General features: G+C 33.4%; 8 protein-coding genes. 7 read left to right on the top strand and 1 reads right to left on the bottom strand.

All coding sequences use genetic code 11. From position 1 onward, the window contains the following. Positions 1 to 44 precede the first annotated feature (44 nt). A complete protein-coding gene (locus ACN0TY_RS01910) occupies positions 45 to 3,491 on the bottom strand; it encodes a pyruvate carboxylase (RefSeq protein WP_417443146.1) in 3,447 nt (1,148 codons plus the stop codon). A gap of 174 nt (positions 3,492 to 3,665) precedes the next feature. Between ACN0TY_RS01910 and ACN0TY_RS01905 the strand changes: the two genes are divergently transcribed. From ACN0TY_RS01905 to ACN0TY_RS01875, 7 genes are all read left to right on the top strand, one after another. After that, positions 3,666 to 4,535 carry an AraC family transcriptional regulator gene (locus ACN0TY_RS01905; RefSeq protein WP_417443145.1) on the top strand — a complete coding sequence of 290 codons (870 nt, stop codon included), beginning with the start codon at positions 3,666 to 3,668 and terminating at the stop codon, positions 4,533 to 4,535. A gap of 100 nt (positions 4,536 to 4,635) precedes the next feature. Beyond that, entirely contained in the window at positions 4,636 to 5,937 is a 1,302-nt protein-coding gene (locus ACN0TY_RS01900) for an L-fuconate dehydratase (RefSeq protein WP_417443144.1), read from the top strand. A gap of 15 nt (positions 5,938 to 5,952) precedes the next feature. Continuing rightward, on the top strand, positions 5,953 to 6,735 hold the full coding sequence (locus ACN0TY_RS01895) for an SDR family oxidoreductase (RefSeq protein ID WP_417443143.1): 783 nt from the start codon (positions 5,953 to 5,955) through the stop codon (positions 6,733 to 6,735). A gap of 9 nt (positions 6,736 to 6,744) precedes the next feature. Further along, positions 6,745 to 8,052 (top strand): L-fucose:H+ symporter permease, encoded by a 1,308-nt coding sequence (gene fucP / locus ACN0TY_RS01890; RefSeq protein ID WP_417443142.1) that lies wholly within the window; start codon positions 6,745 to 6,747, stop codon positions 8,050 to 8,052. Positions 8,053 to 8,058: 6 nt separating this feature from the next. Continuing rightward, positions 8,059 to 8,385, top strand: a complete 327-nt coding sequence (locus tag ACN0TY_RS01885) for an L-rhamnose mutarotase (RefSeq protein ID WP_417443141.1) — start codon at positions 8,059 to 8,061, stop codon at positions 8,383 to 8,385. Between the two features lie 5 nt (positions 8,386 to 8,390). Beyond that, entirely contained in the window at positions 8,391 to 9,548 is a 1,158-nt protein-coding gene (locus ACN0TY_RS01880; RefSeq protein WP_417443140.1) for an alpha-hydroxy acid oxidase, read from the top strand. Positions 9,549 to 9,952: 404 nt separating this feature from the next. Beyond that, complete coding sequence (locus tag ACN0TY_RS01875) at positions 9,953 to 13,204, top strand: SusC/RagA family TonB-linked outer membrane protein (RefSeq protein WP_417443139.1); 3,252 nt, start codon at positions 9,953 to 9,955, stop codon at positions 13,202 to 13,204. Positions 13,205 to 13,220 lie beyond the last annotated feature (16 nt).

Here is a 13,220-nt window from a genome sequence, read left to right as displayed (position 1 = left end):
AGTGTTAGTCGCTTTTATTTTAAGGAATAATTTTCTTGATTAAATTATTCTATAATTAATACTAGATCGTCTGAATTAACTAAGCTAGCATCATCTAAGACAATCTCTTTAATAGTTCCATCAAATGGAGCAATTGTAGTTGTTTCCATTTTCATTGCTTCTATAATAAACAGAGGTTGATTTTTTGTTACTTTATCTCCTTTTTTTACAAGTATAGTGGATAGCATTCCCTGTAATGGTGCTCCTATTTCATTATCTTTAATAGCCTTAATATTTTCTTTTTTATCAACCTTAATACTATTGTTTTTTATTAGAATATTTCGAAGTTGACCGTTTACCTTGAAATATAAATTTACATTTCCAGATTCATCAGGTTTACTTTTTATCATTAAAGAAACAAGAATGGTTTTTCCTCTATCTAGTTCTATTAAAATCTCTTCTCCTTCTTCCATTCCGTAGAAGAAATTTTTTGTTGGGATATTCTTTACATTTCCATATTTAATATGCTTATTATAAGCTTCTATAAATACTTTAGGGTATAATAGAAACGATAGGAAATCTGTAATTTCAAGCTCTCTTCCCATCCCTTTTCCGTAGAGATTTTTAAAGGCAGTAAACTCTTTATCAAAATCAATTGGGGCTAAGTGAGTATTGGGTCTATCAACTATTGGTTTTTGCCCTTTTAAGATGATATCCTGTAGCTTTTTAGGAAAACCTCCTAGTGGTTGTCCTAAATCTCCTTTAAAAAAGCCAATTACAGATGCAGGAAAAGCTAATGAATCTCCTTTTTCTAAAATATCTGCTGGCTGGAGATTGTTGCTTATCATAAATTGAGCCATGTCTCCAACTACTTTTGAGCTAGGAGTAACTTTTATAATATCGCCAAAGAGTGTATTTACTTTGGCATACATGTCTGTAACTTCAGTAAATTTGTTTTCCAGCCCTAGTGAAGTTGCTTGTCCCTTTAAATTGGAATATTGACCACCAGGAATTTCATGGGTATATACATCTCCACTTCCTGCTTTAAGCCCTGCTTCAAATGGATAATAATATTTTCTTACAGCCTCCCAATAATTAGAGTATTCTGCTAACTTTTCAGTATTCATTTTATTCTCCCTCTCATGGAATTTCAACATTTCTACAACAGAATTAAAGTTTGGTTGGGAGGTTAATCCAGACATACTTCCTAATGCAACATCTATAATATCTACGCCTGCTTCAATTGCTTTTAAGTATGTTGAAGATTGAATTGATGAGGTGTCATGTGTGTGTAGATGGATTGGGATAGAAATCTCTGTTTTTAAAGCGCTAACTAGCTCGTAAGCCGCATACGGTTTAAGTAATCCAGCCATATCTTTGATGGCTAATATATGTGCTCCTGCATTTTCAATATCTTTTGCTAATTGGATGTAGTAAGCAAGATTGTATTTTGTTTTTTCGACATCTAAAATATCTCCAGTGTAACAAATAGTACCTTCTGCTAAGCCCTTGGTTCGAGTTCTTACATGTTCTATACATGGTGCCATAGACTTCATCCAGTTTAATGAATCGAAAATTCTAAAAATATCAATTCCTGTTTCCCATGACTGCTCAACAAATTTAGCAATTAAGTTATCTGGATATGCGGTATATCCAACTGCATTAGACCCTCTTAATAGCATTTGAAGTAAATGATTTGGCATTGCTTCTCTCAATAACTTTAGGCGTTCCCAAGGATTTTCATTTAAAAACCTCATCGAAACATCAAAAGTAGCGCCTCCCCATACTTCCATACTGAAAATTTCAGGATTGTTTTTAGCGTATCCTTCTGCAACTTTCATCATGTCTAGGGTACGCATCCTTGTTGCTAATAAGCTTTGATGCGCATCTCGCATAGTAGTATCCGTATAATGGATCTTTTTTTCGTTTTTCAACCACGTAGAGAACTTTTCTGGTCCCAATTCTGTTAATAGGTTCTTCGTTCCTTTTGGAAATGTTTTTCCCTTCTGATATTCGGGAATTATAGGTTCGCTAAATACTATATTATCATCTTTTCTTTTAATATCTGGATTCCCATTTACAGTAACTTCCCCTAAAAAGTTTAGTAATTTATTAGCTCTATTTCTAGGTTCTTTGAACTCTAATAATGAAGGCTCGCTTTTTATAAAGTTTACGGTAACTTCTCCCCTTCGGAAGGTAGGGTGTGTAAGTATATTATCTAAAAAAGCGATGTTAGTTTTAACACCTCTTATTCTAAACTCAGCGAGCGTTCTACGCATTTTTCTACAAGCACCATCTAGTGTTCTGCTCCTCGCAGAAACTTTTACAAGCATGGAGTCGAAAAATGGAGAAATATTAACTCCTTGATAGATGCTACCAGAATCTAACCTGATTCCGAATCCACCAGCACTTCTAAAAGTCGTTACTACTCCATAATCTGGTTTAAAATCATTTGTTGGATCTTCTGTAGTAATTCTACACTGTAGGGCAAATCCACTTATATTTACAGCGTTTTGATCTTTAATTTTTATTTGTTTATCAGATAATTTATAGCCTCCTGCTACAAAAATTTGAGTCTTTATAAGGTCAATATTTGTTACCATTTCGGTAACAGTATGTTCTACCTGAACTCTAGGGTTTACTTCAATAAAGTAGATGCTACCATCGTCATCAACTAGAAATTCTACGGTACCTATATTGTTGTAGTTAACTGCTTTACAGATTTTAAGGGCATATGTGTATAAACTATTTTTTGTGCTTTCACTTAATCCATAAGAAGGGGCAAACTCTATAACCTTTTGGTACCGTCGTTGTACAGAGCAATCTCTCTCATATAAGTGTATCATGTTACCATGGTTATCCGCTACAATTTGTACTTCAATATGCTTAGGGTTTTCAACATATTTTTCTAAAAAGACAGTGTCATCTCCAAAGGCATTTAACGATTCTCTTTTTGCTTCTTTAAAAGCTGCAGAGAGAGATAATTCATCACGGATTACTCGCATTCCTCTTCCTCCTCCTCCAGAAGCAGCCTTTAGCATAATTGGGTATCCTATTTTTTTTGCTTCGTCTTTAGCAATTTCAATAGATTCTAATGGAGCTACATTACTTTTAATTATTGGGACATCATTATCAATTGCGATTTTTTTTGCAGCAATTTTGTCGCCAAGTGATTTTAAAACAGAAACATCTGGGCCAATAAAAATAATCCCATTTTCTTTGCATTTTTCTGCAAACGTTGAGTTTTCAGACAGAAAACCATATCCTGGATGAATGGCATCTACATCATTTTCTAATGCAACTCTTATAATTTCATTTATATTTAGATAAGGCTTTAAAGGCTCTGTATTACTTCCTATTTGGTAACATTCATCTGCCTTGTATCTATGTAAGGAGTACCTATCTTCAAAGGTAAAAACTCCAACAGTCTTTATGCCTATTTCTACACAAGCTCTGAAAATTCGGATGGCAATTTCTCCTCTATTCGCTACAAGAATTTTTTTTATTTCCATGATGTTTTAAATTGGCAACTGATTTATAAAGTATCCAAAATTAGTTGGTGTGTTTCCGTTATTCTACATTATAATATACTTGCGTTTGTATTTTTTTTGCTCACCACAGTAACTTACAAATAATATTGTATATTTTTTGCTATATTTAAAGCTTACTTATAGAATATTATCATTATGAAGTTGCATTTTTTAAATAGGGCGAGTACACAATATCAATCATTTTCTGTAACGAGAAATACTCATAAGCATTTCTTAAAAGTGTGGCATTACCATCCAGAACTAGAACTGGTTTTAATTTTAAAAAGTACAGGTACTCGTTTTATAGGGGATAGTATTGATAAATTTCAAGAAGGGGAAGTGGTTTTAATAGGGAAAAACTTGCCGCATATGTGGTTAAATGATGAAGAGTATTACAATGAAGATTCAGAAATGTTTGCAGATGCAATATCGATACACTTTAAAAAAGATTTTTTAGGTGATGCTTTCCTAGAGGCTTCAGAGATAAAACAGATTCATGATCTAATTGAAAGGGCAGAATCTGGATTGGTATTTTCTAGTGTTAATACAAAGACACTTTCATTAATAAAGGAACTTGATGAAAATAAGGAATTAACCTTATTTTGTAAATTATTAAAACTATTAGAAATATTAAATAATCTTTCAAATGAAGATGATGCGAAATCCTTATCAAGTAGGGGTTTTTTAAGTTCTTTTAATGAAAGAGAAAACCAAAACCTTAAAAAAATATATGAATATATATTTAATAATTTTAATAAACCGATTAGTTCCAAGGATGTTGCTGAAGTCGCTTATATGAATTCTTCAGCATTTAGTAGGTATTTTAAAAGGATTCATAGAAAAACTTTTACTACTTATTTAAATGAGATTCGTATTGGTTATGCATGTAAATTGTTGATAGAAGAAAAACACAAGGTAATATCGGTATGCTATGAAAGTGGTTTTAGTAATATTTCTAATTTTAACAGACAATTTAAAAAGATTAAAAAAATGTCTCCTTCAGAATTTGTTAAGAAACACCGATGATTTTCTTATTTAGGCAAAAAAAGTATCATTACTTGCGATTTGTTAAGTTGATAGCATATAGATAGCTTACTACATTTGTTTTAAATGAATATTTAGAGTTATGTATAAAGGTATTTATATTTCAGATGTAATAGTAAAAGACGTTCGTTTTCCAACAAGTAAATCTTTAGACGGATCGGATGCAATGAATCCAGATCCAGATTATTCGGCTGCTTACGTAATCTTAAAAACCAATAAAGAAATAGAAGGGCACGGACTAACCTTTACCATAGGTAGAGGGAACGAACTCTGTGCTGCTGCAATAAACTCTTTAGCTCCTTTAGTAAAAGGTAAAGAACTAAAAGAGTTTACAGATGATATGGCTGGTTTTTGGAGAATGATTACTGGAGATAGTCAGTTAAGATGGTTAGGGCCAGAAAAAGGAGTTATTCATTTAGCTACTGGAGCAATTGTAAATGCCGTTTGGGACTTATATGCAAAAGCGGCAGAGAAACCGTTATGGAAATTGCTTGCAGATATGTCTCCAGAAGAATTAATAAAATGTATTGATTTTACATATATCTCAGATGCTATCTCTCCAGAAGAAGGATTAGCATTACTGAAAGAAAAAGAAGCAACGAAGCAAGAAAGAATAGATTACTTATTAAAGGAAGGTTATCCTGCTTATACAACATCAGCAGGATGGTTGGGGTATTCTGATGAAAAGATGCGAAAATTGTGCAAGGAAGCTAAAGAAGAAGGCTTTAAGCATATGAAAATAAAAGTAGGATCTAATCTTCAAGATGATATGCGTAGAGCTAAAATTATTCGAGAAGAAATTGGAGACGATTTAAAGCTGATGATGGATGCAAACCAAAAATGGGATGTAGATGAAGCTATAACTAATATGGAATCTTTAAAGGTATTTAACCCTTGGTGGATTGAAGAACCAACAAGTCCAGATGATATTTTAGGTCATGCAAAAATAGCAAAAGCAGTCAGTCCAATAAAAGTTGCTACAGGTGAGCATTGTCAAAATAGAGTTATATTCAAGCAGCTTATGCAGGCATCGGCAATTGGAATTTGCCAAATTGATAGTTGTAGAGTTGGAGGAGTAAACGAGAATTTGGCTATTATGTTAATGGCAGCTAAATTTAAGATTCCTGTATGTCCACATGCTGGAGGAGTAGGTTTGTGTGAGTATGTGCAGCATTTGTCAATGTTAGATTTTATTTCGATTAGCGGTTCTTTAGAAGATAGAATTATAGAGTTTGTAGATCATTTACATGAGCATTTTTTAGAACCTGTAGTTATTAAGGATGGAGCTTATATGCCGCCAAAAATGCCAGGATATAGTATCACAATGAAAGAAGATTCGTTGGAAGCTTATACTTTTCCAGATGGAGCAATGTGGAAAGAATAATAATAAAAGTTTATTATGGATTTGAATCTTGAAAATAAAGTAATAATTGTTACTGGAGGCTCAAAAGGTATCGGTAACGGTATCTGTAATGTGTTGGCAGAAGAGGGAGCAATTCCAGTTATTGTAGGTAGAAATAAAGAGAATGTTTTATCTGCTGTAGAGCGAATAGAAAAGGCTGGGGGGAAAGCCTATTATGCATTTGCTGAATTGACGGATCCTGAACAGTGTAAACTTGCTGTAGAGAGAACTGTAGAAAAGTTCGGTAGAATTGATGGCTTGGTCAATAATGCTGGAGTGAATGATAGTATAGGTTTGGAGAATGGGTCTCATGAGGAGTTTATAACATCTTTAAAGCGCAACGTTGTTCATTATTATTTAATGGCTCAATATGCATTACCTTATTTAAAAGAATCTTTTGGAGCTATTGTAAATATAGGTTCAAAAACTGCTGAGACAGGCCAAGGAGGAACTTCGGGGTATGCTGCGGCAAATGGAGGGAGAAATGCTTTAACAAGAGAATGGGCAGTAGAATTACTTCCATATAAAATAAGGGTAAATGCCGTTGTAGTGGCAGAATGCTATACACCTTTGTATGAAAAGTGGATTAATACTTTTGATAAACCGAAGGAGAAAATAGAATCTATTACACGAAAAATACCGTTGGAAAATAGAATGACAACAACTGAAGAGATTGCAAATGCAGTTGTATTTTTAATTTCATCAAAATCTAGCCATACTACAGGTCAGATTTTCCATGTTGATGGAGGTTATACACATTTAGATAGAGCATTACATTAAATAAAATATATGAGCGATAAAGATAATAACAAACCTAAGGTTGTTTCCAAAGAAGTGTTAGTTCCATTTATACTAATTACTTCTTTATTTGCCTTATGGGGTTTTGCGAATGCGGTTACAGATCCAATGGTTCAGGCGTTCAAAAAAGTTTTAGAATTAACTAATTCTGAAGCAGCTTGGGTGCAAATGGCTTTTTACGGAGGTTACTTTTGTATGGCATTGCCTGCGGCTATTTTTGTAAGGAAGTACTCTTATAAATCGGGAGTTTTATTAGGCCTTTTTCTTTATGGAGTTGGAGCACTTCTATTTTATCCAGCTGCAATTACGGAGCAATTTTGGTTTTTTTGTTTAGGACTATATGTGCTTACTTTCGGATTAGCATTCTTAGAAACTACTGCCAATCCTTATATTTTATCAATGGGAGATCCAAGAACGGCAACCCAGCGGTTAAACTTGGCGCAGGCATTTAATCCTGTTGGTTTAATTGGAGGACTCTTGGTAGCACAACATTTTGTGCTTAAAAAATTGAAATCAGATGATATCGATAATTTCTCAGCTTTAGATGTGCTAGAGAAAACTCAAATTAGAACAGCCGATCTGATTGTAATAAGAAATCCATATGTAATTTTAGGACTTGTTGTTTTGTTCCTTTTTATTTTATTGTTGGCAGTTAAAATGCCGCAAGTAAATAATGAAGAAGGTAAATTAAGTCTTAGAAAAACATTTATATCGCTTTCTAAGAATAAAAAATATGTATTTGGAGTTATAGCACAAGTATTTTATGTGGGAGCACAAATAATGTGTTGGACTTATATATATCAATATGCAGAAGCAATTGGTATAAGCTCTAGTGATGCAGCAAATTATCAGTTTATTGCATTCATACTTTTCTTAGTGGGTAGAGCCGTAGGAACATATATGCTCAAATATATCTCAGCTGGAAAATTATTAATGTTATTTGCTTTGTTTGCAATAATAGCTTCTTTAGGAACCATCTATATTGAAGGAATTATTGGATTATATTGCTTAGTGTCGCTTTCATTTTTTATGTCTGTTATGTTCCCTACAATATATGGAATTGCATTAGATGGTTTGGATGAAGAAAGTTCCAAAATTGGCGCGGCAGGATTAGTAATGGCTATTGTAGGAGGTGCGTTGATGCCTAAGTTTCAAGGGATGATAATTGATATCGCTGGAAATGGGGTTAATGACACAACAATAATGGGTGTTTCTGAGGTGAACTTTTCATTTGTACTCCCTTTAATATGCTTTTTAGTAATTTGTTTCTACGGAAAAAGATTCATCAGTAATAATTAATGAGTTATGAAAAGATATTGTTTTGCTTTAGACTTAAATGAAGATCCTAATTTAATAGAAGAATATAAGGCTTATCATAAGGAAGTATGGCCAGAAATACTAGATGATATTAAAGAATCTGGAATTTCTACTATGGATATCTATTCAGTAGAAAACAGACTTTTTATGATTATGGAAGTGGTCGATGAGGTTGCTTATGAAGAATCTAAACTGAAAGAGCCAAAAGCGATTGTAAAGAAGTGGGAAGATTTGATGTGGAAATACCAAAAGGCTCTACCTAATTCTAAACCGAATGAGAAATGGAGACTAATGGATCACATTTTTAAATTATAGTAGAAATGAAAAAAGTAGAAATTAAAGTAGATAGTAGATACCCTTCTGCAGATGATCTTAGAAATAGAGCAAAAAAGCGAATGCCAAAATTTGCTTTTGAATACTTAGATGGCGGATGTAATGAAGATGTAAACCTGCATAAAAACACTTCTCAAATTAGAGATATTGAATTGCAACCCTATTATCTCGATAATTATACAGATTCAACATTAAAAACAACATTATTTGGCCATGAATATGATGCTCCCTTCGGGATTTCTCCAGTAGGCCTGCAAGGACTTATGTGGCCAAATGCTCCTGAAATCTTGGCGAAATCTGCGTTCAAACATAATATTCCTTTTATTTTAAGTACGGTAACTACCGCTAGTATTGAAAGAATAGCAGAGCTTACGGAAGGACAAGCATGGTTTCAACTTTATCATCCTGCTGAAGATGCCTTGAGGGATGATATAATTAAAAGAGCAGCAGATGCAGAGTGTCCTGTTCTAGTTGTTTTATGTGATGTGCCAACTTTTGGATTTCGACCTCGCGATATTAGAAATGGCTTAGCAATGCCACCAAAAATGTCTGTTAAAAATATAATTGAAGTATTTAAAAAACCTCGTTGGGCATTTGAAACATTGAAGCATGGACAGCCAACTTTTGAGACTTTAAAGCCTTATACACCTGAAGGATTAAATCTGAAACAACTTGGGAAGTTTATGGATAAAACCTTTTCAGGGAGATTGAATGAAGAGAAAATTAAACCAATCCGAGATATGTGGAAAGGGAAGTTGGTTTTAAAGGGTGTAGCTACAGAGTCTGATGCTGAGTTAGCCATTAAAATGGGCTTTGATGGTATTATTGTTTCTAATCATGGCGGGAGACAACTCGATGCAGGGGAATCTACTATTAGGCCTCTTACAAGAATTGCAGAAAAGTATGGCGACCAGATTACTGTAATGATGGATAGTGGAATTCGTTCAGGTCCTGATATCGCTAGAACAATAGCTAGTGGTGCATCTTTTACTTTCTTAGGAAGGCTCTTTATGTATAGTGTAGCAGCAATGGGAGAAGAAGGAGGAGACCACGCTATATCTCTTTTAAAAACAGAATTAAGGCAAGTGATGGAACAGGTCTGTTGCGGTGAAATTAATAATCTACCAAATCATTTAAAAAAGTAGTAGAATTACGACTAAGCGAATATAATATACAACCTAATCAATTTGATAGAATAGGTATTAAATTTTAATTAAAAGCAATCCATCATGGGTTGCTTTTTTTTGCTTTTCAATTTGGAACCTGTTTCAGGTTAAAATCTATCTCTTCGTCCTACTTAAATGAATGTTGTTACTTAACTACGAAATCGTTATTTGTGCTTTTTTAATTTATTTAAACTCATAAAGAGCAAAAAAAGTACAACATTATGTTATTTTTTTGGTGGAAACAGCCTTTGTTCTTGAGTAAGTTTACTTAATTATTGTTATTTATTTTCAGTACTTAAGACTTTTATTTTTCAAGAGATCATTTTATGACTGATTTTTTATAGTGATAAAATCAAAATCAAACAAAACTATATAACTAAATTATGAGAGAAACTACAGCAAGAGTGAAGCGAAATAATTCGTTTTTACATGTGTTGCTAATTGCTTGTATGTTACTATTTTATAGTAAGGGATCAGCGAATACAGCCATGAAATCAATAGAGATAGAAGAGGATTTAGTAATTAACCTACAAAATCAAGTTCAAGGAGTTGTTCTTGACGTTAACAATACACCATTGCCAGGAGCTACAGTTCATTTAAAAGGGACTAAAAATGGAGTTGTTACGGATTTTGATGGAAACTTCAGTATTAATGTCCCTAACGGGAGTGGTACTTTAGTTGTATCCTATATATCATATATTACAAAAGAGGTGTCTGTTTCTGGAACTCAAAAGGTAACTATTGTTTTAGAAGAAGATTTAAATGAGTTAGATGAAGTTGTTGTTATCGGATACGGGTCTGTAAAAAAGAGTGACTTAACAGGGTCTGTTTCTACGGTAAAAGCAGAAGATATAACCAATGCATCTACAGTATCTGTGGATCAAGCATTAGCAGGAAGAGCATCTGGGGTTTTAGTAACGCAAAGTTCTGGTGTTCCAGGAGCTGGAGCGAATGTTAGGATTCGAGGAATTAGCTCTTTGAGAGGTTCTGCTCCTTTATATGTAATAGATGGAGTGCCAATGGATAATACAGCTTTAGGTGCTTTGGATTCTGATACAGAACAAGGTGGGCAGATTAGTCCATTATCTACCATAAACCCATCAGATATTGCATCTATGGAGGTTTTAAAAGATGCATCAGCTACTGCTGTATATGGGTCTAGAGGAGCCAATGGAGTTATTATTATTACTACCAAAAGAGGTAAAACTGGGCAAGGAGTTGTTGAATTTGAAACAGAATATGGGGTATCTAATCTTCCTAGAAAGATTGATTTGATGAATGCCAATGAATATTGGATTAATAGGTATACTGCAAAAAGAAATTCTAATTCTGTAACAGAGGATGAAGAACTTAACTATCAAATAGCACTTCAAGGTGAACATGAAACATACGATTGGCAAGATTATGTGTTTCAGCAAGGACAAACGATTAATAATAATTTAAAAATAAGTGGGGGAAAAGAGAACTTACGTTACTTATTCTCATTAAACTATTATGATGTTGATGGAATTGTTAGGGAAACAGATTTTGATAGAATTTCTGCAAGATTAAACTTAGACGCTAAAGTTAGTAAGTCACTAGAGTTTGGTGCACGTTTAAGTTTTTCGAGATTAGAATCTAACCAACAAAGTACAAATACAAATTTTAATACCGTAAACGGAACTAATAGTGTTATTATGCGTGCTTTAAGAACAGCGCCTACGGTTGGAGAAGATGCAGCGTTGGATGTTGATGGAGTAGAGTCATATACACCACAAACAGCCATTGAAGGAAATAATTACTTCAATAAAGTAAGTGAGTTCAATGGTAATGTATTTGGAAAGTTTAATTTCAATGATAATATTTCTTTTAAAACAGTATTGTCTTATCAAGGAAGAAATGCAGATCAAGATTTTTATCAAAAAGATATTTTTCCACCTAACATTAGTAGAGGTGGAGTTGCTAGATCAATGAGGTCAAGCTTAGACTTCCTTACAAATACGAATACGCTTAATTTTGATTATAACTTTGGTGATAACTTTCAGTTTTCAGCTTTATTAGGGCAGTCTTACGAATATAGAGAGAATAATTCCTTACGTATATCTAATGCTGGATTTTCAAATGATATCTTAACGTTTTATGCGCCACATACAGCAGCATTTAATGACCCAGACCAAGTAGGATACACAGATTCTAAGCTGTTGTCTTTTTTTGGAAGGGTAAATTTAAATTATAAAAGCAAAATATTGCTAACGCTAACTGGTAGGTATGATGGATCTTCAAAATTTGCAGCAAACAACAAATACGGATTTTTTCCAGCAGCTGCATTAGCATATAAGTTAGATCAAGAGGATTTCTTAAAAGATTCAGAAGTAGTCTCAACAATGAAATTGAGATTGAGTTATGGAGAATCTGGTAATCAGGCAATTCAGCCATATCAATCATTAAATCAATTAAGCGCAGATCAATATCCTTTTAATTTAGGGGGAACAGAGACATTAAGTCCAGTTTTTTATGTAAGTCAATTACCAAATAATGATTTACAGTGGGAAAGAACTTCACAGCTTAATGTAGGATTGGATTTTGGTTTCTGGAATTCTAGATTAACTGGTACGTTTGATTATTATAACAAAGTGACAGATAATTTACTGGTTGTAGGGAATAAAATACCTGCACATTCTGGCTTTACAGTTTATACTGAAAATTTTGGTAAGTTGAAAACGAATGGAATAGAAGTAGCTTTAAATGCATCTTTAATAAGAACAGACAATGTGAGCTGGGACATTGGGGTTAACTATTCTACAGGAAAAACAAAAATCGATGATTTAAATCAAGATTATATTGAAAGTGGATATAATCAAGGATGGATTTCAGGAGGAAGTCAGCGTTTAATTATAGGAGAAGAACTAGGAGCTTTTTATGGATATTCAAGAGCTGGAATTTCTCAATTTAGTGACTTCGAAGAGTTTCAAGGCTTATCTACAGAAGAGCAAATAACATTATACAACTCAGATTTAAATGCTACATATACACCTATTACAGATGCAGATGGAAATGGAGCTATTGCAGCTAGACCAGGAGAGCAAATGTATGAGGATTTAAATGGAGATGGGATAATTAATGAATTAGATCAAGATGTTATAGGTAGAGCTCAAGCAGATGGTATGGTTGGGTTTAAAACATCATTTAGGTTTAAACAATTTGATATTAGTGCATATTTTGACGCACAGTTCGGTGGAGAAATAGCCAATGTTACAAACTTTCAACTATTATCTTTTGATGACGGTCAGCAATTACAGCGTGTAACAGAAGCATGGACTCCAGAAAATCCTAGCAGTATTTATCCTAGACCTGATTCAAGTAATAGAGGAGCACAAAGCTTTCGTTTTAGTGATCGTTATATTGAAGATGCATCATTCTTTAGATTTCAAAACATAACAGTTGGATATAATTTATCTAGAAATATAACTGATAAGTTGGGGATAAGTGGAATGAGATTCTATGCTTCTGGGAATAATCTTTTTATAGTATCAGATTATACAGGGTATACTCCAGATGTTTCATTAACAGGCTCTAGTACACAAACCATAGGGCATGATAATGCAGGGTATCCAGTTCCAAGAACATTTATGTTTGGAGTTAATGTTAAGTTTTAAGAGTTAAAAAAGACAA

The organism is Joostella sp., from assembly GCF_048266025.1.
Lineage (GTDB): Bacteria > Bacteroidota > Bacteroidia > Flavobacteriales > Flavobacteriaceae > Galbibacter > Galbibacter atrarenae.
This window is presented reverse-complemented; position numbering and strand designations above follow the sequence as displayed.

Excerpts from the sequence above, each read along its gene's own strand:
- ACN0TY_RS01910 (WP_417443146.1), bottom strand. The coding sequence starts at position 3,491 with ATGGAAATAAAAAAAATTCTTGTAGCGAATAGAGGAGAAATTGCCATC.
- fucP (WP_417443142.1), top strand. The coding sequence starts at position 6,745 with ATGAGCGATAAAGATAATAACAAACCTAAGGTTGTTTCCAAAGAAGTG.
- ACN0TY_RS01905 (WP_417443145.1), top strand. The coding sequence starts at position 3,666 with ATGAAGTTGCATTTTTTAAATAGGGCGAGTACACAATATCAATCATTT.
- ACN0TY_RS01895 (WP_417443143.1), top strand. The coding sequence starts at position 5,953 with ATGGATTTGAATCTTGAAAATAAAGTAATAATTGTTACTGGAGGCTCA.
- ACN0TY_RS01885 (WP_417443141.1), top strand. The coding sequence starts at position 8,059 with ATGAAAAGATATTGTTTTGCTTTAGACTTAAATGAAGATCCTAATTTA.
- ACN0TY_RS01880 (WP_417443140.1), top strand. The coding sequence starts at position 8,391 with ATGAAAAAAGTAGAAATTAAAGTAGATAGTAGATACCCTTCTGCAGAT.
- ACN0TY_RS01900 (WP_417443144.1), top strand. The coding sequence starts at position 4,636 with ATGTATAAAGGTATTTATATTTCAGATGTAATAGTAAAAGACGTTCGT.
- ACN0TY_RS01875 (WP_417443139.1), top strand. The coding sequence starts at position 9,953 with ATGAGAGAAACTACAGCAAGAGTGAAGCGAAATAATTCGTTTTTACAT.